22 protein-coding genes are annotated in these 26,145 nt (G+C 64.4%); 12 read left to right on the top strand and 10 right to left on the bottom strand.

Annotated features, from left to right (window positions below):
* Positions 1–22 precede the first annotated feature (22 nt).
* The 7 genes from VNK82_10335 to VNK82_10365 all read left to right on the top strand — a co-directional run bounded on the left by VNK82_10335 (position 23) and on the right by VNK82_10365 (position 6,736).
* The gene (locus VNK82_10335; GenBank protein ID HXE91348.1) at positions 23–1,975 is read left to right on the top strand and encodes a glycoside hydrolase family 3 protein; all 1,953 of its coding nucleotides are present in this window, start codon (positions 23–25) and stop codon (positions 1,973–1,975) included.
* Between the two features lie 17 nt (positions 1,976–1,992).
* The gene (locus tag VNK82_10340) at positions 1,993–2,571 is read left to right on the top strand and encodes a hypothetical protein (protein ID HXE91349.1); all 579 of its coding nucleotides are present in this window, start codon (positions 1,993–1,995) and stop codon (positions 2,569–2,571) included.
* 44 nt (positions 2,572–2,615) lie between these two features.
* Entirely contained in the window at positions 2,616–3,287 is a 672-nt protein-coding gene (locus VNK82_10345; GenBank protein HXE91350.1) for a zinc ribbon domain-containing protein, read from the top strand.
* Positions 3,288–3,466: 179 nt separating this feature from the next.
* Positions 3,467–4,045, top strand: coding sequence for a bifunctional pyr operon transcriptional regulator/uracil phosphoribosyltransferase PyrR (gene pyrR, locus VNK82_10350; protein HXE91351.1), 579 nt, complete (start codon positions 3,467–3,469; stop codon positions 4,043–4,045).
* On the top strand, positions 4,042–4,980 hold the full coding sequence (locus VNK82_10355) for an aspartate carbamoyltransferase catalytic subunit (GenBank protein ID HXE91352.1): 939 nt from the start codon (positions 4,042–4,044) through the stop codon (positions 4,978–4,980). Before pyrR ends, VNK82_10355 begins: the two co-directional genes overlap by 4 nt.
* Positions 4,981–4,994: 14 nt before the next feature.
* Positions 4,995–5,432: a GxxExxY protein gene (locus VNK82_10360; GenBank protein HXE91353.1), complete on the top strand. Its 438-nt coding sequence runs from the start codon at positions 4,995–4,997 to the stop codon at positions 5,430–5,432.
* A 50-nt stretch (positions 5,433–5,482) separates the two neighbouring features.
* Positions 5,483–6,736 (top strand): dihydroorotase, encoded by a 1,254-nt coding sequence (locus VNK82_10365; protein ID HXE91354.1) that lies wholly within the window; start codon positions 5,483–5,485, stop codon positions 6,734–6,736.
* Positions 6,737–6,863: 127 nt separating this feature from the next.
* Here VNK82_10365 and VNK82_10370 read toward each other — a convergent pair whose 3' ends face one another.
* The 5 genes from VNK82_10370 to VNK82_10390 all read right to left on the bottom strand — a co-directional run bounded on the left by VNK82_10370 (position 6,864) and on the right by VNK82_10390 (position 13,234).
* Positions 6,864–7,325, bottom strand: coding sequence for a DUF2085 domain-containing protein (locus tag VNK82_10370; protein ID HXE91355.1), 462 nt, complete (start codon positions 7,323–7,325; stop codon positions 6,864–6,866).
* Between the two features lie 12 nt (positions 7,326–7,337).
* On the bottom strand, positions 7,338–8,552 hold the full coding sequence (locus tag VNK82_10375; protein ID HXE91356.1) for a glycine C-acetyltransferase: 1,215 nt from the start codon (positions 8,550–8,552) through the stop codon (positions 7,338–7,340).
* Between the two features lie 50 nt (positions 8,553–8,602).
* Entirely contained in the window at positions 8,603–10,300 is a 1,698-nt protein-coding gene (locus tag VNK82_10380; GenBank protein ID HXE91357.1) for a hypothetical protein, read from the bottom strand.
* Positions 10,301–10,344: 44 nt separating this feature from the next.
* A complete protein-coding gene (gene tdh / locus VNK82_10385) occupies positions 10,345–11,397 on the bottom strand; it encodes an L-threonine 3-dehydrogenase (GenBank protein HXE91358.1) in 1,053 nt (350 codons plus the stop codon).
* Between the two features lie 115 nt (positions 11,398–11,512).
* Positions 11,513–13,234, bottom strand: coding sequence for a hydantoinase B/oxoprolinase family protein (locus tag VNK82_10390; protein HXE91359.1), 1,722 nt, complete (start codon positions 13,232–13,234; stop codon positions 11,513–11,515).
* A gap of 372 nt (positions 13,235–13,606) precedes the next feature.
* On the opposite strand from VNK82_10390, the gene VNK82_10395 reads away from it, so the two are divergent.
* Positions 13,607–14,005, top strand: coding sequence for a MerR family transcriptional regulator (locus tag VNK82_10395; protein HXE91360.1), 399 nt, complete (start codon positions 13,607–13,609; stop codon positions 14,003–14,005).
* 94 nt (positions 14,006–14,099) lie between these two features.
* Here VNK82_10395 and VNK82_10400 read toward each other — a convergent pair whose 3' ends face one another.
* Together VNK82_10400 and VNK82_10405 are read right to left on the bottom strand one after the other, a co-directional pair.
* Positions 14,100–15,377 carry an NAD(P)/FAD-dependent oxidoreductase gene (locus VNK82_10400; protein HXE91361.1) on the bottom strand — a complete coding sequence of 426 codons (1,278 nt, stop codon included), beginning with the start codon at positions 15,375–15,377 and terminating at the stop codon, positions 14,100–14,102.
* 247 nt (positions 15,378–15,624) lie between these two features.
* Positions 15,625–16,068, bottom strand: a complete 444-nt coding sequence (locus VNK82_10405) for a transposase (protein ID HXE91362.1) — start codon at positions 16,066–16,068, stop codon at positions 15,625–15,627.
* A gap of 664 nt (positions 16,069–16,732) precedes the next feature.
* Here VNK82_10405 and VNK82_10410 point away from each other — a divergent pair.
* The gene (locus VNK82_10410) at positions 16,733–17,818 is read left to right on the top strand and encodes an energy transducer TonB (GenBank protein ID HXE91363.1); all 1,086 of its coding nucleotides are present in this window, start codon (positions 16,733–16,735) and stop codon (positions 17,816–17,818) included.
* Between the two features lie 9 nt (positions 17,819–17,827).
* Here VNK82_10410 and VNK82_10415 read toward each other — a convergent pair whose 3' ends face one another.
* Positions 17,828–18,616, bottom strand: a complete 789-nt coding sequence (locus VNK82_10415) for a PilZ domain-containing protein (GenBank protein HXE91364.1) — start codon at positions 18,614–18,616, stop codon at positions 17,828–17,830.
* A 324-nt stretch (positions 18,617–18,940) separates the two neighbouring features.
* Between VNK82_10415 and VNK82_10420 the strand changes: the two genes are divergently transcribed.
* Positions 18,941–19,912: an EamA family transporter gene (locus VNK82_10420; protein ID HXE91365.1), complete on the top strand. Its 972-nt coding sequence runs from the start codon at positions 18,941–18,943 to the stop codon at positions 19,910–19,912.
* A 3-nt stretch (positions 19,913–19,915) separates the two neighbouring features.
* Here VNK82_10420 and VNK82_10425 read toward each other — a convergent pair whose 3' ends face one another.
* Positions 19,916–21,355: an amidohydrolase family protein gene (locus VNK82_10425; GenBank protein HXE91366.1), complete on the bottom strand. Its 1,440-nt coding sequence runs from the start codon at positions 21,353–21,355 to the stop codon at positions 19,916–19,918.
* 44 nt (positions 21,356–21,399) lie between these two features.
* Positions 21,400–22,869 (bottom strand): cysteine--tRNA ligase, encoded by a 1,470-nt coding sequence (gene cysS / locus VNK82_10430; protein ID HXE91367.1) that lies wholly within the window; start codon positions 22,867–22,869, stop codon positions 21,400–21,402.
* 65 nt (positions 22,870–22,934) lie between these two features.
* On the opposite strand from cysS, the gene VNK82_10435 reads away from it, so the two are divergent.
* Together VNK82_10435 and VNK82_10440 are read left to right on the top strand one after the other, a co-directional pair.
* Positions 22,935–25,550 (top strand): RHS repeat-associated core domain-containing protein, encoded by a 2,616-nt coding sequence (locus tag VNK82_10435; protein HXE91368.1) that lies wholly within the window; start codon positions 22,935–22,937, stop codon positions 25,548–25,550.
* 11 nt (positions 25,551–25,561) lie between these two features.
* The gene (locus VNK82_10440) at positions 25,562–25,906 is read left to right on the top strand and encodes a hypothetical protein (GenBank protein HXE91369.1); all 345 of its coding nucleotides are present in this window, start codon (positions 25,562–25,564) and stop codon (positions 25,904–25,906) included.
* Positions 25,907–26,145 lie beyond the last annotated feature (239 nt).

Raw genomic sequence — 26,145 nt, forward strand, 5'->3', positions numbered from 1 at the left:
GACAACCTGGGGCACCTCTGCTATGTTCACCGTGATGCGCGTGCGGCTGGTGGTTCTGTTCTTTCTCCTGCTGGTTCCCTCCTCGCTTGCGCGCGACAAATTCCAACAACCGGGTCCGGTGCGGCTGACGCGCGGCGGGGAGAAGTGGGCGGAGCGCACGCTGCGCGGGATGTCACTGGAAGAGAAGGTCGGCCAAATGTTCATGCTCAAAGCGCCGGCCCAGTTCCTGAACCTGGAGAGTCCGGAGTACCTGGCGCTGCGCGACGCCATCGACCGCTATCACGTGGGCGGATTCCTGCTGACGGTGCGCTCGGAGAACGGCATGGTGTACCGCAATCAGCCCTACGAAGCGGCCATGTTCACCAACCAGTTGCAGCGGGAGAGCGACGTGCCGCTGATCTTCGCCGCCGACTTCGAGCGCGGCCCGTCGATGCGCTTCGACGGCACCACGCCCTTTCCGCACGCCATGGCCTTCGGGGCCGCCGGCCGCACCGAGTACGTGGAAGCCTTCGCCCGCGTAGTAGCGGAGGAATCCCGCGCGCTGGGCGTGGTGTGGAACTTCTTTCCCGTGGCCGACGTGAACTCCGAACCCGCCAATCCCATCATCAACACGCGTGCTTTCGGAGAGGATCCGGAAGAGGTGAGCCGATTCGTCACGGCCTATATTCGCGCCGCGCGCGCGAACGGATTGCTGACCACCGCCAAGCACTTCCCGGGCCACGGCGATACGGAGACCGATTCGCACATCGGCATCGCCCGGGTCAGCGTGGACCGTGCGCATCTGGAGGCAGTGGAGCTCGTGCCGTTTCGCCAGGCGATAGCCGCAGGCGTGGATTCCATCATGACGGCGCACGTTACGGTGCCGGCGCTCGAGCCCGCCGCGGACCGCGTGGCCACGACTTCGCCCGGCGTGGTGACCGGCCTGCTGAAAAGTCAGCTCGGATTCCAGGGCGTCGTGGTCACCGACGCCATGGAGATGCACGCCATCACCCGGCTGTACGCCAACGGCAATGGCCGCAATCCGGGACGAGCCGCGGTGGATGCGGTGAAGGCCGGGCAGGACCTAATCACCATCCCGGCGAATATCGAGACCTCGTATCGCGCGCTGCTCGACGCCGTGCGCAGCGGCGAGATCTCCGAGGAGCGCATCGATGCCAGCGTGCGGAAGCTGCTGCGGCTGAAGGCCTCGGTCGGGCTCGACCGGGCAAAGTTGGTGGACATCCACCAGCTCTCGCGCCGGGTGGCCCGGCCCCAGAGTTTGGCGCTGGCGCAGGAGGTCTCTGACGCCGCGGTCACGCTGGTGCGCTCGAATGGAACGCTGCTGCCGCTGCGGGCGGAGAGCTTCCGGCCGGCACCGCCGCCCGCGCCCCAGGGCGAGGGAACCGTAACCGCGTCCGATGCGTATTTCTCCCAGGGAGGGGGGCGACTGCTGGCCGTGATCTTTGCGGACGACCTGCGCAGCGAGTACGGCCGGGTGTTGCAGCGCGAGATTCGCGCCCGCGTCCCGCAGGCGGAGGTCCTCTTCGTGGACTTGCGGACGGCCGCCGCACTCGCCCCGCGCGCATTGGAAGCAGCGCAACAAGCCACGGCGGTGGTGGCGGCGGTGTTTTCCTCTCCCACGGCGGGACGGCGCGTGCTGGTGAACGGTCAGTCGGTCAACTCGGTTTCGCTGGCGGAAGCACCCAGGAAGCTGCTGGGCGACCTGCTGCAGAACGCCGGGGCGCGCACCGTCGTGGTCGCGTTGGGCAATCCTTATCTGGGCGCGGACTTCCCCGCCGTGGAGAACTATTTGTGCACGTATTCCGGCGTGCCGACGTCGGAAATCAGCGCGGCGAAGGCGCTGTTCGGCGAGATGGCGGTGCGCGGCCGTTTGCCGGTGACCATTCCCGGCGTGGCGGCGCGCGGCGCCGGCATCGACCTTGAGCCCACCGCGCCGCAGGCGGCGACCGCCGCCCCGCCGGCGCCTCATCCCTGAGTCAAAGGAGCATTGCCATGTCGTCGCGATCGAGTTCCCGGTTCGCAATTGTGTTTTCACTGGCGGCGGTTCCGCTGGTCTTTCTGCTGGGCGCATGCAGCATGAACATCGAGGAAGAAAAGGGAGAACAGCCCAAGAAGGTCGAGATCACTACACCCGTGGGCGAACTCAAGGTGCGCAAGGACAAGTTCGATATCGCACAGGTGGGCGTAGCGGCGTATCCCGGAGCGCGCGAGGCCGCGGATGACGAAGACAGCCCCGGCCGCGCCACGGTTTCCATTGCCACGTCGCTCTTCGGCCTGAAGGTAGTGGCCGCCAGTTATGAGACCGACGATCAGCCGCGCAAGGTGCTGGACTTCTATCGCCAGGAACTCTCGCGGTACGGCAAGGTGACCGAATGTCACGGCGACATCGACTTCCGGGACGATACCGGCGAGGTGGTCTGCAAGCCGGAACGCGGCAGGGACCGCGACGAGGTCGAACTGGTAGCGGGCAGCCAGCACAAGTTCCGCGTGGTGGGCGTCCGACCCAAGGGCACGGGGACGAAGTTCGGCGTCGCCCTGGTGCAACTGCGCGGCGAGCGGGAAACGATGTAGCTCGCCTTGCGCCCGTCACGGCCGTGCGGTAAGTTGGCTGCCTCGTGGAACATCCCTGTCCGCAATGCGGAGCGCAGGTCGAAGCGGGCGTTCCCTTCTGCTCGCAGTGCGGCGCCCCGCAGATCCGGGTAACGCCGCCTCCGGAGGCGGAACTGCCTCCGCCGGCTCCGACATTCCCTGAAACTCTTCCGGCTCCGGCGCCGACAGGAAGTGCTTCCGCAGGCCCGACGGCTCCGGGGAGCGTCCAGTGGGCGCGGGCGCTGCCGCTGGCGGGATTGACGGGCGCCATCGCCGGCGTGCTCTCGGTGATTCCCTTCGTCAGCCTGGGCTGCTGCCTGTGGATGCTGGGCGCAGGAGCGCTGACGGTAGTGCTGTACCGCGAGCGCACACAGTCCGACGTCTCCACCGGCATGGGCTTCCGGCTGGGCGCTCTCACCGGCTTGCTGGGCTATCTGGTGTACGTGTTCTTCTTCGGCCTGATGCAGGTGCTGCGCGGCCGCCAGTTCCGCGCCGCTTTCCGCCAGCAGTTGGAGAAGGCCGCCGAAGCCAATCCCGATCCCGCTGTCCGGCAGATGATCGAGCGCATGTCCACACCCGAAGGCATTGCCACACTGGTAACGGTGATGCTGGCCGTGTTTCTCGTGGTCTTCGTCTTGTTTGCGGCCGCCGGTGGCGCTTTGGGGGGCTCGTTTTTCGGACGACGCCAGTCTAGATAACACACTGCAATATCAATAAGTTACGCGGGAAATGCCGGATCCGCTCCCGGCTGGCCGGCCAGTCGCTCTGAAGCTTTTCGTAGCGCTCCGGCTTGCGACACTTGGCCGCGACCACGTATGATTTTCCGCCTTGCGCCTGCCCCCGGGGCGCGTTGGCACCAGAGCTTCCACCTGCCCTTATGAGCGCCCAGCCCGCGCGAACCCGCGCCCAATCGCATCGCGAAACCCAGGTGATGTCGGCCTCGGAGATCGAGCGCACGCTGGTCCGACTGGCGCACGAGATCGTGGAGAAGACCGGCGGCGTGCAGGACCTCGGCCTGGTGGGAATCAAACGGCGCGGCGTGCCGCTGGCGCAGCGGCTGGGGAAGCTGATCCAGCGCATCGAGCGCGTGAAGCCGCCGGTGGGCAGTCTGGATATCGCGCTGTACCGCGACGACCTGACGCCGGTCGCGCCCAAGCCGGTGGTGCAGAAGGCAGAGATCGGATTCGACGTCGCAGGCATGGACATCATCCTGGTGGACGACGTGCTGTTTACGGGCCGCACCACACGGGCGGCCATGGATGCGCTGTTCGATCAAGGACGCCCACGCCGCGTGCAGCTCTGCGTGCTGGTGGACCGCGGGCACCGTGAGCTGCCGATCGAGGCGGCGTTCGTCGGACGGCGCATCGAGACTTCGCGTGAGCAGATGGTCGAGGTCAATCTGACCGAGGTGGACGGCGCGGACAAAGTTACGCTGTTGGAGGCGCCGGCGCGGTGAACACAAACAGCCAGCCTGGCGGCCTGCGGCGCGGCCTGCGCTCGCTGCTCGACATCGAACACTTACCTGCGGAGGAAATCCAGTTCCTGCTGCGCCTGGCGCGCCGGATGGTCGCGGGGCGCGCGCGTCCGCTGCTGCGCAACCGCCGCATCGCGCTGCTGTTTTACGAAGCCTCAACCCGCACCCGCGTCAGCTTCGAGTTCGCCGCCAAGGCGCTGGGCGCCACCACCACGGTGATTCATGCCCAAGCCTCCAGCATCGAGAAGGGGGAGTCGCTGGCGGATACCGGGCACACGCTGCGCGCCACCGGCGCCGATGCCATCGTCCTGCGGCACCCGGCGGCGGGAGCGCCGCACCTGCTGGCCCGGCATCTGGATATTCCCGTCATCAACGCCGGCGACGGCATGCACGAGCATCCTTCGCAGGCGCTGCTGGACGCGTTCACCATCCTGCGGCATCGCAAATCGCTGGCCGGACTGCGCGTGGCCATCGTGGGCGACATTTACCACAGCCGGGTGGCGCGCTCGAATGCGCACCTGCTGAGCAAGTTTTCGGCGCAGGTGACGCTGTGCGGCCCTCCGGAACTCGCGCCCGAAGTGGCCGCCACGCTTGCGCCGGGCGTGCGCATCACCCGCCACATGGAGGACGCACTGCGCGGCGCAGACGTGGTCATGATGCTGCGCGTGCAGAAGGAGCGTCTCAAAGGCCGCTCCATCCGGGTGGCCGACTACATCGCCGGCTACCAGCTGACGCCGGAGCGCATGAAACTGGCGCGGCGCGACGCCCTGGTCATGCACCCAGGGCCCATGATCCGCGGCATGGAACTTACCAACGAAGTGGCGGACGGACCGCAATCCGTCATCCGCGAGCAGGTGCAGAACGGCGTGGCCATGCGCATGGCCATCCTGGCGCGGTGTCTCGGAGCGGCGAGATGAAGAATCAGCCACGGATGAACACGGACAAACACGGATTACTGCAAGAAGAGTTGACTGACAAGATTATTGGAGTCTTCTACGAGGTCTTCAACGAGTTAGGACACGGATTTCTCGAATCGGTTTACGAGCAGGCGATGTTCAAGGCGCTCACCCAAGCTGGACTGAAGGTTGAGCGACAGGTACCGATCCCGGTGTGGTTTCGCGGAGAGCAGATCGGCGATTTTCGCGCCGACCTGTTGATCGATGGCAAGGTGTTAGTGGAATTGAAAGCTGTCCACAACCTTGACTCTACGCACGAAGCTCAGGTCCTCAACTACCTTCGGGCAACCACGATTGAGGTTGGGCTTCTGCGGAACTTTGGGCCACGTCCGCAGCTACGCCGGCTGCTCTTCACCAATGACAGAAAAAATATCCGTGTTCATCCGTGTGAATCCGTGGCTAAAGGTTCTTGATGGTTAAAGAGAAAAAACCGGCGTCGGTGATGATCAGGGGCGGCCGGGTCATGGACCCGTCGCAGCGGCTGGACGCCGAAATGGACGTCCTGCTGCGTGACGGGCGGGTGGCCGAGGTGGCGCCGCGCAACAAGATCCGCGGTTCGGCCGACGAGACCCTGGACGCCCGCGGTCTGATGGTGGCGCCCGGGTTCATTGACCTGCACGTCCACCTGCGCGAGCCCGGTCAATCGTACAAGGAGACCATCGCCAGCGGCACGGCGGCGGCGGCGGCGGGCGGATTCACCTCCGTCTGCGCCATGCCCAACACTGCGCCGGTGAACGATTCGCCGGAAATCACCGCCTGGATGCGTGACCCGGCACGCGGCGCCGTGGTCAACGTGTTCCCCATCGCTGCCGCAACCGCCGGCAGCAAGGGCGAGAGGCTCACCGATTTCCGCGCCCTGGAACGCGCCGGCGCCGTGGGCTTTACCGATGACGGCCGACCGATCCTCGACGAGCAGATCATGCGCGAGGCGCTGCGGCTGGCGACGCAGGTCGGCTTGCCCGTTATCCAGCACGCGGAAGACACGCGCCTGACCCGCGGCTGCTCGATGCATGACGGGCCGACGGCGTTCCGCCTCGGGCTGCGCGGCATGCCGGTGGCGGCGGAGGCGGAGATCGTGGAGCGCGACGTCCGGCTGGCGCACCAGGTGGGCGCCCGGCTGCACGTGGCGCATGTCTCCACCGCCGCCGGGCTGAAAGCCGTCCGTCGCGGCCGGCGCAATCGCGCCCGCATCACCTGTGAAGTCACGCCGCACCACTTCACGCTGATCGACGAAAACGTCGGCCCGTACGACACACGCTGCAAAATGAATCCGCCGCTGCGCTCCGCCGATGACCGCGAAGCGCTGCTGGTCGGCCTGGCCGATGGTTCCGTGGACGCTATCGCCACCGACCACGCGCCGCACGCCGCCCACGAGAAAGACGTCGAGTTCGAACGCGCCGCCTTCGGCGTCACGGGACTGGAAACGGCGCTGGGCCTCGCCGTGCTCCGCCTGCACAAGGAGCGGCGCGTGCCGCTTCTGCGCGTGGTCGAGCTGCTCTCCACCGGCCCGGCCCGCGTGCTTGGCCTGAAAGGACGCGGCAGCCTGGCCCGCGGCTCGGTGGCCGACGTCACCGTGTTCGATCCCGCCGCGCGCTGGACCTTCCGCGCCTCTGACTCGCGCTCCCGCGCGCGCAACACCCCCTTCGACGGCTGGCAGCTTACCGGTAAAGTGGTTGCGACCATCGTCGGCGGGCAGTTCGTGTACCGCGTGGACTAAAAAAACAACCAGCCACGGATTTCCACGGATGAACACGGATAACTCCGTTTCCTGCCGAGACCTCTCCGTGTTGGTCGGTGTTAATCCGTGGCCGTTTTCTGCCGTGCAGTATCCGTATTGATCCGTGTTAATCCGTGGCCAGGTTTGCTTGACCTTCGCGGCGCAGCGCGTCGGACACCAGGGCGCTCATCATCCCGCCCAGCGTTGCACCCAGCGCGAAGCGCACCAGTGGCCAGTTGCCATGCAGTCCTGCCATCTCGGCGGCAAAATCCAGCAGGCTGGCTGCGATCGCGATGGCCAGCGCCCTGAGCAGTGTGTTCCTGCTCGCTTGCACCCACGCGCCTACGGCAGCCCCCAGGTAGATGCCCAGGCAGCGAGAGCACACTGCAATCGGCACACCCGCGATCCAGAACGAACGTGCCGGGTCCTGGTGGCACACCAGCGAAAAGAACTGCCAGACGCCGAAGGTCAGGAGCGGCAGTCCCAGCACTGTAAACATCGGCGTGCTGACGGCTGCGGTGGCCAGGGTGAGGGGCAGGGCGGCGACGACTCGCGAAGGGTTACGCGACGGAACGGGGGTGTCAATCACCAAATCACCCAATCACGAAATGATCCGCAGCTTCTTCCCCACTTTCCCCAAAGTCTCCAGCGCCTGCTCCAGGTTCTGGCGCGTGTGCGTGGCCGTCACGATGGTGCGGATGCGGGCCTTGCCTTCGGGAACCGTGGGATAGGCGATTCCGGTAGCCATGACGCCGGCGGCAAACAGCTCGCGCGAGAATTCCATCGCCAGGCGCCCTTCGCCGACGATGACCGGGGTAATGGGCGTCTCGCTGGCCGGCGTGCTGACTCCGCCGATGTTGAAGCCCAGCACGCCCAGTTCCTTCTTGAAGTAGCGCGTGTTCTCCCACAGCTTCTCGATACGTTCCGGCTCCTGCTCCAGAACCTCGAAGGCCGCGATACACGTGGCGGCCACGGAAGGCGGATGGGAAGTCGAAAACAGGAACGGCCGCCCGCGGTGATACAGGAATTCGATCAGGTCGCGTGTGCCGCACACGTACCCGCCCAGCGCGCCGATGGCCTTGGAGAGCGTGCCCACCTGGATGTCCACGCGCCCGTGAACATTGAAATGGTCGATGGTGCCGCGGCCGTTGCGGCCCAGCACGCCGGAAGCGTGTGCGTCATCCACCATCATGATGGCGCCGTACTTCTCCGCCAGGTCGCAGAGGGCGGGCAGCGGCGCGATGTCGCCGTCCATGGAAAACACGCCGTCGGTGATCAGGAGCTTGCGGCCGGGCTGCGCAGCGACTTCTTTCAGCAGCTCCTCGGCATGGGCGACATCCTTGTGGCGGAAAACCTTGATGGTCGCGCGCGAGAGCCGCGCGCCGTCGATGATGGAAGCGTGGTTCAGCTCGTCGGAGATGATGAAGTCTTCGCGCCCCAACACCGCCGAAACGGTCCCCGCGTTGGCCGTGAATCCCGACTGGAAAACCACCGAGGCCTCCACGTTCTTGAAGCGCGCGATCTTCTCCTCCAGCTCCATGTGCAGCGACATGGTTCCGGCGATGGTGCGCACCGCTCCCGAGCCCACGCCGTATTTGCGCGTGGCGTCGAGCGCCGCTTCGCGCAGTCTGGGGTGCGTGGTCAGGCCGAGGTAGTTGTTCGAAGCGAGATTGATGACGCGCTTGCCATCGAACGTGCATACCGGCGCCTGTTCGTCTTCGAGCACCCGCAGGCGGAAGTACGTGCCCTTCTGTTTCAGGTCGTTCAGTTGGTCGGTGAGATAGGAGAGAGGATTGGTGCGCGTTGCGGTGGTCATGGCGAGAATAGTTTACAACTCCGTGCCTCCGTGCCTCCGTGTGAGAAAAACTAACGCTCCGGTGGCGCGATCCGGTTCGCGGTGACGAATACGGGTTCGATATCGGTGGGCGTGTCCTTGAGCTTGTCCATCACCGCCTGCATTTCCGGACGGATGACGCTCAAGCTCTCGATCATCTTCCTGGCGCCGGCGTAATCGCCCGTGGCCTCGATCATGAGCAAGTCGCGGTCCAGGTCGCGCACCGCCGCCTTGACTTTCGCGAAGTCCACGGAGAACGTGCCGTCGGCGTTGAGTACGTAGGCGCCCTTGTCGCGCAGGTAATTGAACTGGATGGCCATGCCGCGGGCGTGCGAGTCGGTCACGCCGAAGCGCAGCGTGCGGAACGCCGAGGCGAGGTAGGTGTGGTACAGGCGGCGCTCGGCCTGCTCTCCCTGGCCCAGCGTGTTCTTCAGCAGCCCGCGGTCCATCAGATGCTGAAGCACGAAGAGCCCGGTCACATCGGCCTTGGCTTCCTCGATGGTCCCGTACACTTCCTTCAGTTCCTGGCGCACGGTGGTCTCGCGGCCGGCCACCTTGATCTGCTGCGGACCCAGACCGTGCGTGATCTCATGGGCCAGGATGTGCGTGAAGAACGACTCGAAGTCCAGGTCGGGCTGCGCCGCGGGCGGCAGCACGACCTTGGAGATGGCCACCAAGGTCTTCTGGAATTTCGCTTCCTGGACGTTCTTCAGCATGATCCGCTTGGCGCCCTTTTGCTGCACCACGCGCTCGTCGTTGGGCAAGTTGTAGGCTGCGGTCTGCACGCCCATGTTGCCGTCGCCTGCGCCGAAGACCTCGTTCACCACCACCATGGGCGCCAGCGCGCCCACCTTGGGATTGCGGTGCTCGGCCGGGATGGGCAGGCTGTCCTCGAGTTCCTGCATGTGCCCGGCGAAGAAGCGGACCTTTTCCGTTTCTTTCTCGTCGCGGATGGAAATGTAGGCCTCGAACGCGGCCTTGTAGCCGAACAACTCGTCGTTGTAGGTCTCATAGGGACCGATGGTGACGTCCACCGGCGAATCCAGGTCCATCCAGGCCACGTCGCTCTCGAAGTAGTCGTTGGAAAGGAAGGCGTCGGCCCGCAAGTTGAGGAACTTCCTGAGCGAAGCGTTGGTGGTGAGGGCGGCGGCCTCGCGCAGTAGCTTCGCCGCTCTCGTCAGGTGCGGTTTGTAAGCATCGCTGTAAGGTACGATGCGCAGCTTTCCTCCCGGCCCGCGGCGGATGAGAGTGAAGAACCACTGTGCCTGCTCGCGTTCGTTCGGCGGCAAACCGGCCATCCATTTCTCCAGTTCCTCGCGGGTTGCGTCAGGCGGATAGAAGTTCGCGCCCAGCGGCTTCGTTGCCGGTACGCCGGGCACAAACGCTTGATTGTCGTCCAGTGCCGACCATGGCCCCTTGTTGATCCAGAAGTAGTGCAGGCGCGCGCGCCCCAGCGGCGTCGTATCCCGCTTGAGCTTTTCGTAGAGCGCTGGGTTGCCGCTCCAGCGCTGCTCGAGCTGCAGCATATCCATGATGCGGGCCGCCTCGATGAGCTTGCCCAGCGCCGCGCGGTCTCCGGGCGTGAGATGCGAGACGTCCACGACCAGGTCGGTGGACGCAAAGCGGCCCGCCATAGCGGCCAGTTCGGCAGCGTCGGGGAAGGTCGCCTTCTTCTCGGCAGCGAAGGCCAGCGAGCAAATCAGCAGGAACAGAGCGAGCTTGCGATTCATATGGGTCTATCCGCGTTGATCCGCGCCTATCCGCGGTACGGTTTTCATTTCACGCCATTGGGGTACAGCAGGATCTTCGACGCTTCGCCGGTCTTCAGCCGCTCCATGCCGCGCGAGAAGTCCTTCATGGCCATGCGGTCGGTGATGACCGGATGCAGGTCCAGCTTGCCCGCCTTGAGCAGCGCCGTCATCTGGTACCAGGTCTGGTACATGCGCCGTCCGTTGATGCCCTGGATGGTGATGCCCTTGAAGATGATGTCTTCAGAGAAGTTCAGCGAGATGGGTTTGTTGGTCAGCCCGAGCAGCGAGATGCGCCCGCCGCGGCGCACGATGTCAAAGGCTGTTCGGATGGCATCAGGGTGGCCGGCCATTTCCAGCACCACGTCCGCGCCCTGGCCGTCGGTCAGGTCAAAGATACGCGCCTTCACGTCTTCGGCTGCCGGGTCCAGGACGTAATCGGCCTTCATCTTTTCGGCGATTTTGCGGCGGTGCGGGTTGGTCTCAATGGCGAAGACGGTGGTTGCGCCCACCGCGCGCGCCACCGCGATGGCAAACAGGCCGATGGGCCCGCAGCCGGTGATGGCCACGGTGCGCGCCGCGATCTCGCCCGCCAGCACGGTGTGCACCGCATTCCCCAAGGGGTCCAGCACCGAGGCGTACTCCGGCGGGATGCCGGGGTCGATCTTCCAGATGTTCGACTCCGGGATGCGCACGTACTCGGCGAAGGCGCCGTCGGCATCCACGCCGATGATCTTCACGAACTGGCAGATGTGCGCTTCGCCGGTGCGGCACTGCAGGCACTTGCCGCAGGCCACGTGCATCTCGGCGCTGACGAAATCGCCCGGCTTGACGGTGGTGACTTCCGCGCCGACCTCCACCACCTCGCCGCAGAACTCGTGTCCCGGAATGAGCGGCGGATGGATGCGGCGCTGCGCCCAGGCGTCCCAGTTGTAGATGTGCAGGTCGGTGCCGCAGACCGAGGCCACCTTCACGCGCACCAGCACGTCCTGCGGGCCGACCTGGGGGATGCGGACGTTGCGGATCTCGGCGCCCGCCCTGGGCTCGGCCTTCACTACCGCCAGCATGGTCTCAGGCATGCATGATCCTTCGGGATTTGGCCACGCCCCGGCCGCGTGCCGTCCCTGCGGGCTATCCTGACGGCAGGCAAACCGGAAAATTCTAGCATGCGGGCTGCAGCGGCCACGGTGACGGCTATCCTTTGCGCGAGCGGCTCAGCGAGCGGGGTCCGCTCGGCGCGAAGCCGCCGCCGCCCGGCGACTCGATGCGGATACGCTCGCCCGCGGCCAGGCGGACGCTGGCCTTGCCGCCGATCTCTTCCTCGGTGCCGTCGCGACGAATGACGAAGGCGCGTCCAGGGGCGCCGTCTGCGCCGCCGTGCAGTCCGTAGGGCCCGCGCGAGCGGCGCTCGGCCAGCAGAGTGACCTGCGCGTCGGTGAGCACCTCGATCTCGCGCACGATGCCGTCGCCGCCACGGAAGCGCCCATTGCCGCCCGAGCCGTGGCGCAACGCGTAGCGCGTGACGCGGAACGGGTAGGCGTGCTCCAGCGCTTCGGCAGGCGTGTTGAGCGAGTTGGTCATGTGGGTGTGGATGCCCGAGACGCCGGGCTTGGTCGGCCGCGCGCCCATGCCCCCGGCGATGGTCTCGTAGTACGCGAAGGGCTGGGCTTCCTTCGAGCGTTCCGCCGCGCTGCGCTGCTTCGCCCTCGCGCTCTGCTCGCGCTGGCCAGCGCTCGCTCCGCGCTCACCCGGGCGCGGGTCGATGCCGCCGATGGTCAGGTTGTTCATGGTGCCCGAGGAGCCTGCGGGAATGCGCTCCGGCACCGCTTGGGCCAGCGCCCGCAACAGCACATCCACGATGCGCTGCGAGGTCTCGACATTGCCGCCGGCCACCGCCGCCGGCGGCCGCGCGTTGACCACGGTCCCTTCCGGCGCAATGACGCGGATAGGACGCATCAGGCCGGCAGTCGCCGGGACATCCTCCTCGAGCAGGCAGCGGAATACGTAGAAGCATGCCGACCAGGTAATGGCCTCGACCGCGTTCACCGCCCCTTCCACCTGCGGATCGCTGCCGGTGAAGTCCACGGTGACGACTGGGCCGCAGCCAGGGGCTCTCTTCGGAGCCGGATGGAAAGTGACGCTGGCAGCGATCCGCACCCGGCGGTCGGTGATGCCGTCGCTGTCCAGGAAGTCTTCGGCGCGGAATGTTCCACGAGGAACATTGGACAGGAAGGCACGCATCAGCTCCTCGCTATAGTCCAGCAGGTCGCGGGCGGCGCGCCGCGTGCGCGCCAGCCCGTAACGCGCGCAGACCTCCTTCAGGCGGGTGGCGCCAGTGTGGCAGGCAGCGATCTGCGCGCCCAGGTCGCCTTCGCGCTCGGTCGGCGTGCGCACGTTAGCGAGCAGCAGCGCCAGGACGTCCTTGTCCATAGCGCCACGGCGCACCAGCTTGACCGGCGGAATGCGCAGGCCTTCCTGGTAGATCTCGCGGCACAGGCCCATGGAGCCGGCGTAAGCGCCGCCGACATCGGCGTGGTGAGCCCGGTTGGCCACGTAGAAATCCGGCCGGCGTGACTTTTCCTTCGCGGAGCCCACGTAGACGGGAGCGACCAGGGTGATGTCCGGCAGATGCGTGCCGCCGCGGAAGGGATCGTTGAGCATGGCGACGTCGCCGGGGGCGAGCGGAAACGCGTCGATGGCGGCGCGCACCGACATGGGCATGGAGCCCAGGTGCACGGGCATGTGGTCGCCCATGGCCAGCACCCGGCCGGCGGCGTCGAACACCGCGCAGGAGTAATCGCGGCGCTCCTTGATGTTGGGGGAGAAGGCGGTGCGGCGCAGCGCCGCGCCCATCTCCTCGGCGATGGAGTGGAAGATGTTCTTGAAGACCTCGAGCTCGATGGGGTCGCGCGCCATGCGGGAAGAGTGTACCGCCGCCGGCGCTTCCGCGCGGCGACGTATGCGCCGAGTTACGCCCCGCAATTTCTTATTGACAGCAAGATGAACCTACCCCAATATCATGCGCAAGTCTTCGAGAATGTCCCAGGAATTGGGGCTCGAAGGAACAGCAGCGAGGATCAGCCGAATCGATCCATCTCAAGGGAGAGAGGACGACCGCCAGATGAAAAAGAAAAAGATGATGAAGAAGAAGAAAAAGAAGTAAGCGAGCGGAGCGCGAGCTCCGCCGCAAGGTGACCGAAGCCTGACCGCCGCGGACGCGCGGCGGTTTTGTTTTGCGCGCTATTGACGCTCGCTACGGAGCGCACGTACCATCCGGAAGTCCCACCGATGGCGCGACAAAAATCCAAGACGCACGCTGTGCCCGAGGTGGTGGTCCCTGACAAGCTCTACTTCCGCATCGGCGAAGTCTCGCGCCTGTGCAAGCTGCCGGCCTACGTCCTCCGCTTCTGGGAGACCGAATTCCCGCAGCTCAAGCCGGTGAAAAGCTCCAGCGGCCAGCGCATGTACCGCAAGCGCGAAGTCGAACTCGCCCTGCGCGTGAAAAGGCTGCTTTACCAGGAAGGATTCACCATCGCCGGCGCCCGCCAGCAGTTGCGCAGCGAAAACAAGGCCATCAAGGCGCAGGCCGCCCTGCCCTTCGCTCCTCCCAAGCCCGTGGCCAAGGAGCTGCGCCAGGTGCGGCATGAGTTGAAGGAGATCCTGGGGATTCTGGCGGCGAAGCGGTAGCTGGCTGTCATTCCGAGCGAAGCGAGGAATCCCTATCCAAACAAAGCCGCTTGGGCATAGGGATGCTTCGCTTGGCTCAGCATGACAATCAACCTCAGCGCATGTCCTCCAGGATGTCCGTTCTGCCGGTGATGAGGCGCGTGCCACGCTGAAAAGTCAGGTACGCCCAAGCCCACTGGATGATGACCAGGATGCGGTTGCGGAAGCCGATAAGAAAGAAGATGTGAACGAAGAGCCAGGCAAGCCAGGCGATCAACCCGGAAAGGCGCAGGCGGCCGGGCAAATCGGCGACGGCGGCGGCGCGGCCGATGGTGGCCAGCGAACCTTTGTCCCAGTAAACAAACTTTTCCCGCGGCTTCTTCTGGAGGTCGCGCCCGATGTTGGCTGCCGCGGCCAATCCCTGCTGGATGGCGGCGGGGGCAACGCCCGGCACCATCTTGCCCTCGGCATCTTTGCAGGAAGCGAGGTCGCCGACCACGAACACCTCGGGATGGCCGGGGATGCTGAGGTCGGGCTCGACAATCACCCGCCCGGCGCGGTCGGTGGGGACGCCCAGCATCTTCCCCAGCGGCGAGGCGGAAACGCCCGCGGCCCACAGCGCGACGGCGGTCGGAATGCGCTCCTCGCCGATTCTTACCGCCCTGGGTTCGATGGCGGTGACCATGGTGTTGGTGCGCACCTCGACGCCCAGCCGGCGTAATTGCCGTTCGGCGGAACGGGAGAGCGACTCAGGATACGTCGGCAGGACGCGCGGGCCGCCTTCCAGCAGCAGAATGCGCGCCTGCTTGGGATCGATGTGGCGGAAGTCGCGGACCAGCGCCTGATGAGCGATCTCCGCCAGCGCGCCCGCCAGCTCCACGCCTGTCGGCCCGGCGCCCACGATGACGAAGTTGAGCGGATCGGCAGGGCCGCCCGCCGCCGCCTGGCGCTCGGCCAGTTCGTAGGCCAGGAGCACGCGGCGGCGGATCTCGAGCGCGTCCTCCAGTGTCTTCAGGCCGGGAGCGTACGCCGCCCAGTCGTCGTGGCCGAAGTAGGCGTGAGTGGCGCCGGCGGCCACAATCAGGTAGTCGTATGCGAGCTCCAGTTTGCGCAGCTTGACGCGCCGCGCCGGCAAGTCAAAACCGACCGCCTCGTCGAGCAAGACTTCGACATTCTTGTAGCGCCGCAGCACGCCGCGGATAGGCGAAGCGATGTCGGCGGGCGAAAGCGCCGCCGTCGCCACCTGATAGAGCAGCGGCTGGAAGGTGTGGTGGTTCTTGCGGTCCACCAGCGTGATGCGCACCGGCCGCCGCGCCAGCCAGCGAGCCGCATAAAGCCCGGCGAATCCTCCACCGATGATGACGACGTGCGGACGTGCGTCGGTTGCGGGCATTGGGTCCCAATGGGTTGGATGAATCTAGCACGCAGAAGTCGCAACGTAGCTGCGAGCTTCTAGCTGCTAGCGACTAGCTGTTGGCTGTTGGCTGTTGGCTCTTGGCTTCAACACCAAAGTCGTGGAGCAAGCCGGGCCCTGAGGATGACGACTCCCCCAGTCCGCCGGAGGCGGACGGTATTCGTCAGCCCAGCACGGAAGTGCCGGGAGACCGTAGCAGAAGAACCGAGTCCCGTAGGGACGGCACTCATCCGAAGACGAATTTCGGATCGTACGGAACGCCTGATTTCTTCAGGAGGGCCAGAAATTCATCTTCAAACGACTTCCTCCTGTGGTGCTCGGCCTGATTGTGAATGTACGCCTTGACGGCGGGTGCCTGGGAAGCGCTCACGCTGAACGCTCCGTAGCCCTCCTGCCAGGCAAACTCGATGCCATGCTCGCGCACCCACCGGGAGGAGTTCGCCTTGATGGTCTGGATGGCTCTGGAAAGAGCCATGCTGGCCGGCAGCGCAATCAAGGTGTGGGCATGGTTGGCGATGCCACCGGTTGCAAGGGTTTCGATACCGTGGTTTTTCGAGACACCGATCATGTAGGCCCAGAGCCTGGGCTGAAGGTCCACGGCGATGAGATTCTGTCGCTCTTTGGTGCTGAAGACGCAATGAACAAGGTTGTTCGCATAGGAATGCGCCATGGTGTCGTCCCTACGGGACTCGCTCCTCTCTTCTTCGGTTCCCCAGCACTTCCGTGCTGGGCTAACGAGTTCCGTCCCTGACGGGACAGAGAACGTACCCCTCCGGGCGGCGCAGCGAGTCCCGCAGTGCGGGAGCGTTCTGGATGCGGAACTCGTCTGAGGGCCGGGAATGCAGCTCTTGGCTCTTGGCTATTGGCTATTAGCTCTTGGTTTTAACACCAAAGTCGCAGAGCAAGCCGGTTCCCTGAGGATGGCGACTCCTCAGTCCGCCGGAGGCGGACGGCATTCGTTAGCCCAGCACGGAAGTGCTGGGCGGCGATAGCGGAGGAATCGACTCCCGTAGAAACGGCACTGAAAGGGAGGGCCGCAGGCGAGGACGAAGGGTTATCATTCTCTGCGAGGCTGAAAGGATATGCGGACGATTTGCCTGACAACGGTCGTAGTCGTGATGGCGGCTGGATTGGCGTTCGCGCAACATGATCACGGCGCCATGCAGCACCGGGTCGCGACTCAGGCCAGGCTGGAAGTCGAAGAAACATCGATTATGGGGACCGAGGACACCCCAATCGGCCCGAATTCCTATCTACATTCACACGTTCTCTATCCAGCGTTGCGGTTGCGCCTCGGACCAGTCAGTCTGCCGGCTAAGTCGGGCCATTTCGCAGTGGCGCAGCCCGCGCCGCAGTTCCTGGAGATCCCCTTCGACGGCTGGATCACCGCCTACCATCCGCAACTCGTGGACGCGCAGGGCAACCGACTGCCCAGCCGCATGCTGCATCACGTGGCCTTCTGGAACACCGGGCGCTCGGACTTCCTGTGTCCCAACAAGGAAGAGCACATCTTCGGCGCGGGCGGGGAGATGAATGACTGGCCGGCGCTGCCCGGTGTGGGCTATCGGGTGTTGAAGGGCGACCGCATCCGCATCACCTCCATGTTCCACAATCCCACCGAGACCAGCTACCCCGAAGTCTACCTGCAGGTGGTGATGGAGTACGTGCAGAAAAAAGACCGCGAATTGAAGAGCGTGTATCCGGCCTGGTTTGACGCCGGCGAGTGCGGCAACTCCGGCTACGACCTGCCCGCGGGCGCGAGCACGAAGACGGGCGAGTTCCGCCTGAACTATACCGGGACGCTGCTCGGAGTGGGAGGACATCTGCACGACGACGGACGCCGGCTGGTGCTGGAGAACACTTCGCGCAAGGAAACCGTCGCCACGCTCGGCGCCAAGCTCAACGCCGAAGGCCACATCCTGGAGATGCCCATCGCCAAGTTCGAGCAGGGCTACGCGCTGAACAAGGGCGAAGTCCTGAAGGTCACGGCCAGCTATGAGAATCCCGGCCCGGCGTCGCCGCAAGGAGCGATGGGGATTGTGGTGGGGTACTTCGTGCCCAAGGATGATGTGGAAATGACCGAGCTATATCGCATCTATCAAGTGGGACATGGCGTCAAGGCTCCCGTGCCCATCCGGACACGCGGCTCCGAGTTCTCTTCCGATTCCCGAGCGAAGAAGCCGGACTTCACTGGCACGGTTATTCTGCGTGCCATTATCGGATCCAACGGGCAAGTTCGAGAGGCTAGGGTCATAAGATCGGCAGGAAAGTCACTTGACCAGAAGGCAGTCGAAGCTGTCAGGCAGTGGAAGTTCGAGCCGGCTCGCAAGAATGGAGAACCTGTTACGGTGTTGGTGCAAATAGAAGTGAACTTCCGCCTATATGATGACGGTAGCGTGCAACTTCAGCCACCTCAGTAGAGCCTGCTTTCAGTTCAGATTCAACGTCTGAATCGTCCCCTGCGCATCCTGCATATGTGAGGCCATGGCCAGCGCGGGCTGGGGTGTGGCTTCGGGCAGGGCGGCGGGCTCGGCGAGTTCCGGAGCGGTGAGGGTGGGCTTGTTGTCGGGCTTTTCGTCCTTGCGTGCGAAATGTTGCAGTACGTGATAGATGGCCAGGAAGAGCACGGGTACGCTCATACCCGCGGCCAGCATGAGGGCGAGCGCCAGCTCAATCTGCACGACGCCCAGGAACACGCCGCCGAAGATAGTGGTGGCGGCGAAAATCAGCCCGGTCTCGCGGATGGAACGTGTCAGTCGCGCGCGGCGCGCGGTCGCCAGCCGTTCACGCAGCATTTCCGCCGAGACTGCCGGATTCTCCACCTCGAGGGCCTTGTCCAATTCAAATTCGGGCACCGGCTGAGCCATGGGCCCGCCGCTCTGGGCCTGCTTACGGCGCTCGAGCTGCAGGGTGCGCACCAGGGAAAGGTTCAACAGCGAATCTTTCAGCCGCTGGCGCGCCACCTCCGGCAGGCAGAGGAAGCGGATGCCGGTTTCGCCGCCGCGCGTCCAGCTCACCATGCCTGTAGCCAGGATGTACTCGTGGCTGCCGGGCAACTGGATCTCCACCATGATGGGCTCATAGGACGGCGCCTGCACGTTGCCGCGCACCGCCAGTCCGCCTTCGCTCAGGTCGAGGATGACGCCGTTGGCGGCCATGTCCACGCTGGCGACGGCCAGCGTCCGGTCGAGCTTCCACCGCGGGGAACGGGGAATCACGTCCATGCGAGCATGGTAGGCACGGCTTTTGTTTACTGACTAGTAACGGAGTGGGTTCTTGCGGAAACAGGTTCCGGGGTGCCGCCCCGTCGAGGCCTGACTCTCCTACATCTCCCGACCCAGCGCTTAGGCGCTGGGCTCACGCAAATGCCGCCTGACGGGCTGGTGCTGGATGGCCCGCTCTGCTTCACGAATCCAATCGTGGTTGCGACGCCGTCTCTTCACGCCACCAGTCCATTTCCGCATTGGTCGGCCGGAAGCCCAAATCTTCCCGCATCATAGGAGCGCAGGATTGCGTCTCATCCCTGTACAGTTTTTTCCCTTATGAGCCCGCAGGAGCGCCAGCACCGGCTGCGTGTGATCATCGCGTTTGCGCTGGTCTACATTCTGTGGGGCTCGACCTATCTCGGCATCCGTATCGCCATTGACGACGTGCCGCCCGCCACCATGGCGGGCACGCGCTTCCTGATCGCCGGCAGCCTGATGCTGGCCTGGTGCGCGCTGACCGGGCGACCGGTTCGCCTGAACCGCCGCGATTTCATGCGCGTGGGCTCGGTGGGCGTGCTGCTGCTCACCGGCGGCAACGTCGGCGTGGCCTGGTCGGAGCTCTATCTGGCCAGCGGGGTGGCGGCGCTGATCGTGGCCATCGTGCCCATCTGGGTGGTGGTCATCGAATCGGGATTGCTGCGCGGCGACCGCCTTTCCCGCCGCGGCCTTTTCGGGCTGGTGCTCGGCATCACGGGACTTGCAGTGCTGCTCTGGCCCAAGCTGGTGAGCGCGCGCTTCGGGAGCCCGATGGAGCTGGAGGCGGCGCTCGTCCTGGTAGCCGCGTCCTTCAGTTGGGCGACAGGCTCGGTACACTCCCGCCGCTGGAAGCTGGAGGTGGATCCGCTTTCCGCCACCGCCTGGCAGATGCTGATCGCCGGCGTGGTCGATCTGGGGCTGGGCTGGGCGCTGGGCGAGTGGCCGCGCGTCGAGTGGACCGCGCGCGGCATCGCAGCTATCGCCTACCTCATCGTGGCCGGCTCCTGGATCGGCCACACAGCCTTCATCTGGCTGCTGAACCACGTGCCCACGCCCAAGGTGGCCACCTACGCCTACGTCAACCCGGTGGTGGCGGTGTTCCTGGGATGGCTGATCTTGAATGAGCGGGTGGACGTGTTCATCGTCGCGGGCACAGCCATCATCATTGCCGCGGTGGTCCTGGTGAACACGTCGCAGGTGGTGAAGCCCAAGGTTCGCGTTGTCGCTCCGGCGCAGCCTGCCCTCTCGCCGCTGGAGAGCGGGTCAGATTAGCGATTAGCGCGTCCCGACGCTTCCTTTGACCGAGTCGACGAGCTTGGCGGGATCGTAGCCCACGCCGTCCTTGAAGACGATTTCCACCTTCTCGATGTCGGCGATGTTCTTCGAGGGATCGCCCTTGATCACCACCAGATCCGCCTGCTTGCCCGGCTCGATGGTGCCGATACGCTCCAGTTCGCCCAGCAGTTCCGCGCCGTTGCGAGTAGCGATGCGGATGGCTTCGACCGGCGTGAAGCCCGCCTCCACCAGCAGTTCGACGCCGCGCTGGTCGCCGAAGCCGGCTACCACGCCGCCGTAGCCGGTGGGATCGAGCCCCGTGACCAGCAGTCCGCCGGCGGCCGCGAAGGCGCGCTCAAATTCCATCTCCTTCTTGAACGCGGCCGGCCAGGGCGACGCGGCGTCCTCGCCGATGCGCGCCCGCGTGGCCAGATAACTCACCCGCGCGTCGGCGGTCATGGCGTCCAGCACGCGCTGCTGGAGCGGTGGGCGGTTGGCCACGAAGGTCTCAAAGACCGGCAGCGTGGAGGTCAGCGCGACCTTCTTCTGCACCAGCTCGCGGATGGTTTGCTGCACGGGCTCGCCGGCGATATCGAGCTTGGCCAGCAGCTCGACGTTGGCGCGCCGTTGCGGAGGACATGCGTCCGGCTTTTTGTCCGGCAGGTACTCGGTGTTCTCCGAGAGTCCGTGCTCCAGGTCGTCGATGCCGAGCGCGGCCGCTTCGCGGAAGGTCACCGCACACAGGTGGCCGGTAACCTTCAGCCCGCGCTTGTGCGCCGTTTCGATGGCCGCACCCAGCTCCGCCCGCGTGATGTTCATGTAGGCTTTGAACCAGGTAACGCCCTGGTCGGCCCAGAACTCCACCGTCTTGCGCGCGTCTTCGGGGCCGTTCAATTGGTGCATCTGCGGCGTGAATGCGCCCTTGCCCTCCAGGTACGGCCCGGTGATGTGCATCTTGGGTCCGGCCATCTTGCCTGCATCGATCAGCTTCTTGACTTCGAGATCCGTGTAGGGCTCAACGCTGCCGGTGGTGCGGATGGTGGTGACGCCGCCCGCCAGGTACAGTCGCGGAAAGCTGAACACATGCGGCGGATAGGTCCGCGGGTTTCCCGCTCCCGGCGCGGGGTAATAAAGGTGATTGTGCATTCCCACCAGGCCGGGGATCACCGTGGATCCGCCGAGTTCCAGCCGTTCGGCGCCTTCGGGAACCGGCGTGGTGGCGCTCGGGCCCACGGCCTCGATCCTGCCGCCGCGGATGACGATGGTCTGCTCTTCGCGGGCTGCCGTGCCGGTGCCGTCAATGACGCGCACCTTCGTGAGTGCCACGACCGGCGCATCCACTTTGACGAAGGCCTTGACCTCGGGCGAAAGCGGCGACTGACTCCAGGCGGGTATGAGCAGGAGCATCGCAACCAAGGCCGCTGCCAGAAGTTGCTTCACGAGGATATAAGAATCCGTGTTCATCCGTGGCAATCCGTGGCTGATCATTTTCTCTTCCACCGTACGCCGTCCTTGGTGTCTTCCAGGATGATGCCGGCATCGGCCAGTTGCTTGCGGAGGGCGTCCGCCTTGGCAAAATCGCGCATGCGGCGCGCGTTCTGCCGGTGCGCCACCAGGGCCTCGACCTGTGCGTCCGTGAGTGCCTCCACCGCCGGCGCTGTTTCCCGCAGCAAGCCCTCGGCGCGTGCCCACTCTTCCACGCGGCGGATCTTCTCTGCATCGTCGTCGGTGAGCACGGCGAAGATCTCGTCGAACTTGCCGAGCGCCGCCAGCAGCTCGGGCGCATCCTGCTGCTTCAGCTCGCCACGGTCGGCGGCGGCGTTGGCCTCGCGCACCAGGTCGAAGATGGCCGCCAGCGCCTGCGCGGTGTTCAGGTCGTCTTCCAGGCCGGCGCGCATCTTCTCGATTGTCTGCCGCGCCAGTCCGTGCATCGCTGCGTTCGATCCTTCCGGCCAGCGCTCGCGCTCCAGGCGCTCCTTGAACGTACGCAGACGCTCCACGGAGTGCGCCGCCTGCTTCAGCCCGTCGAAAGTGAAGTTGAGCTGCTTGCGGTAGGGCACCGAAGCCAGCAGATACCGCAGCGCCGACGGCCGGTGTCCCTTCAGTACCAGGTCGCGCAGAGTGAAGAAGTTGCCCAGGCTCTTGGACATCTTCTCGCCTTCCACCAGCAGGAACCGGGCGTGCAGCCAGATGTGCGCAAAGGGCTTGCCGGTCTTGGCTTCCGACTGCGCGATTTCGTTCTCATGGTGCGGGAAGATGAGGTCCTCGCCGCCCAGGTGGATGTCGAAGCTCTCGCCCAGGTACTTCATCGCCATCACCGAGCACTCGATGTGCCAGCCCGGCCGCCCCGGGCCGATGGCCGTGTCCCAGGAGGCCTCGCCCGGCTTGGGCGATTTCCACAGCGCGAAGTCGCGCGCGTTATCTTTCTCATAGCGGTCCACGTCCACGCGCGCCCCGTTTTCGATGCCGGCGAAATCCTTCTTCGAGAGCTTGCCGTACTCGGGGAACCTCGCGATGCGGAAGTAGTAGGAGCCGTCCTCAGTGCGGTAGGCGAAGCCCTTCCGTTCCAGCTCGCGGATGAACGCCGCCATGTCGGCAATGTGATCGGTGGCGCGCACCACGATCTCCGGACGCTCCAGGTTCAGCGTCTGCATGTCCTCAAAGAACGCGTGCTCGTACTTCTGCGTGTATTGCGCGACGGTCACGCCGCGGTTGGCCGCGTTCTGGATGATCTTGTCGTCCACGTCGGTGACGTTCATGACGTGGGTGAGCTTGTAGCCGCTCTGCCGCAGGAAACGCCGCAGCACGTCCATGAACACGAACGTGCGGAAGTTGCCGATGTGGGCGTAGTCGTACACGGTGGGGCCGCAAGCGTACATGCGCACGTGCCCGGGTTCCAGGGGCTGAAGCTCTTCTTCGCGGCCGCTGAGCGTGTTGAACAGGCGCATCGCCATGGGGGATGTGGATGCCGCAGGCAGAATCTTCGATTCTAGGGGCAGGCTCGAAAAGCGGTCAAACAGTGCATGGTTGCTCCTTCGCCTACGACGGCTCGGGCAACCGCACTTCTTCCACCGACGCCCTGGGCCGCGTCACCAGCTTCACCTACGACGCCTGGGGCAACGTGCTCTCCAAATCCCAGGTCGTCAACGGCCAGACACTCACCTGGAGCTACACCTACAACGGCTTCGGCCAGGTGTTGACGGCCACGGATCCCCTGGGGAACACGACGACGAACACCTACGACGTCAAGGGCAACTTGCTTTCGACCACCACGCCTTCGCCGGATGGCTCTGCGCCTGGCTCGACCACCAGCTTCCTCTATGACGCGCTCGGCCAGCTCACCCGCGTGACCGATCCGCTCGGCCACCAGACCAACATCACCTACACCACCGCCGGGCTCATCGCGACCGTCACCGACGCTAACGACCAGGTCACCAGCTTCGAGTACGATGCCCGCGGCAACCGCACCGCCGTCGTCGACGCCCTCTCCAACCGCACCACCTTCACCTACGACAGTCGCAACCGCCTGACCCGCATCACCTATCCCGATCTGACCCACACTGACTTCGCCTACGACACGCGCGGCCGTAGAACTTCGGTAACCGACCAGAACGGCCGGGTCACGTCGTATGCTTATGACGACGCCGACCGGCTGACCTCCGTGACCGACGCCCAAACCCCGAGCCCGGGCGTGACCAGCTACGCCTACGACACCGAGAGCAATCTCGTTTCCATCACCGATGCCCTCGGCCGCACCACCAGCTTCACCTATGACGCCTACGGCCGGGTGACCAAGACCACCTTCCCCTCGACCTTGGAAGAAACCTACACCTACGACGCGGTGGGGAATCTCTTGTCGAAGACCGACCGCAAGGGGCAGACCATCAACTACTTCTACGACGCCCTGAACCGGCTCGTGAGCAAGAGCTATCCGGATTCGACCGCGGTCACCTACACCTACGACAACGCCAGCCGCCTCACCGAGGTCTCCGACCCCACCGGCACCTATCAGTTCGCCTACGACAACATGGGCCGGCTAACCGGCACCACGACGGATTACTCGTTTCTGACCTCGCGCACGTTCACGAACAGCTACCAGTACGATGCCGCCTCGAACCGCACGCGCTTCACCGATCCCGAGGGCGGCCAGACGGACTACGTCTATGACGTCCTGAACCGTCTGACCAGCCTGACCAACTTCCAGGCGCAGACCTTCACCTTCGGCTACGACGCCCTCGGCCGCCGCACGCAACTCACCCGGCCGAACGGCGTGAACACGGACTACAGCTACGACAACCTCTCGCGGTTGCTGTCAGTGCTGCACAAACTCGGCGCACAGACTATCGACGGAGCTACCTACAACGTTGACGCCGTCGGGAATCGCACCTCGAAGCTGAACCACCTCAACGGCATCACTGAGACCTACAGCTACGATCCCATCTACCAGCTCACGCAGGTTATACAAGACGGAACGACGACAACCGAAGCCTACACCTACGACAAGGCAGGCAACAGGTTGTCCTCGCTCGGTGTGCCTTCCTACACATACAACAATGCCAATCAACTCACTGCGACTTCTAATGCTACTTACACCTACGACAATAACGGGAATACGCTCACGAAGACGGACGCTTCGGGCACTACACAATATGCTTGGGACTATGAAAACCGGCTGGTGAGCGTGACGCTGCCGGATCAGTCGGTAGTCACGTTCAAGTATGACCCGATGGGACGGAGGATTCAGAAATCGTCTGCAAGCGGAGCGACGAACTACGTCTATGACGGGTCTCGTATCAGCGAAGAGATTGACACAGCCGGATTCCCTCTTGCGCGTTACACCGCCACGCTAGCTGTCGATGAGCCCTTGGCCATACACCGAAGGGCGATAAGCAGCTACGTTGAGACCGATGGTTTGGGTTCTGTCAGCTCCCTCACCGACTCGTCCGGCTCAGCGATAGGTGCGTACGTCTACGATTCCTTTGGCAGCCTGACATCGCCCGAAGGTGCCGTCACAAATTCCGTGCGCTACACTGCTCGAGAGTTCGATACGGAAACGGGACTCTACTTCTACCGCGCAAGATACTACGATCCGTCAAGTAGCAGGTTCATTTCTGAAGACCCAATTGGATTCAAAGCTGGGATCAACTACTACCGTTACGTCAGAAACAACCCCGCAAACTTCACCGATCCGAAGGGGTTGTACGAGCTGAAGGGATTTCCGGCTGCTGAAGCAGCTCAGATGTCAATTGCGATTGGACATCTCGCCGCTAAGCTCAGATCGAACCCGTGCTGCATCGATCCTAAGCTACGCGACAGGGTGCTTGATCTCCTCCAGCCGTTCAAGCCAGGCGGCGTGACATTCGTCTATCAGCAGACTCTCCCCGCATCGCCCGGATACGTTACGTGCGCGCACGTTAGCGACGGCTGGGACTTCCTGACCAACACGGTAACGATCTCCCAAGCAGCTCTGAATGGTCAATGCGGGTGCGGATTGCCGGGGACCATCTTGCACGAGGTAGTTCACCTGACATGGAAGAACTGGTTTGGATCAGCTCCTGAAGGAGGAGCATATGGCGCTGGTTCTGCGTGCTTTGGGTCTAACTGTGGCCGACCTGCTGGCCTAACGACGCCGTAAGCGAGGGACAGATGAAGCAGCTCTTGACGGTTGTCATGTTCTTTCCTCTGGTGGCCTTCTGTGTCGCTGGCGTGCTTGAACTGCGCTCGCAAACGAATGCCGCTCAAAAGCTTGCCCGACTGATTCCAATAGTCCTTGGAGTCGCTGCATTCCTGCTGTCCTTCAATCCGCAGGGCATTTTTCACGTCACTCCAGAAGGCTCGATCACACTTAGCCGGATCATGACAATGTTTTCTTCAATCATCGCTTGCTCGGGCGCATTCATTGTCTATTCTCGACGGAGCAGTTCCGTTTGGATGGCGTGTGGGGGACTGGTCCTCACGTTCTCCTGGATGTTTAACCGCGTTGTGGTCTGAGGCGGATTTGTGTACGACGCAGCTATCTATGCTTACGACAACGCGGGGAACACATTGGGAACGGTGTGTGATTACCGCGCAAGATACTATGACAGTCGCAGCGGGGATGGGGGTGTGGGGCAAGGGGACGGCGCTTGAGTCCCCTTGCCCCACTCCAGCTCTGTCGAAGCTCGCCGCGAACTCTGTTGGCGTTCGATAACCGAGACTGCTGTGCGGCCGTTCTTGGTTGTACTCTCTCT

It is taken from the genome of Terriglobales bacterium, from assembly GCA_035573675.1.
Taxonomy (GTDB): Bacteria; Acidobacteriota; Terriglobia; order Terriglobales; family Acidobacteriaceae; genus DATMAB01.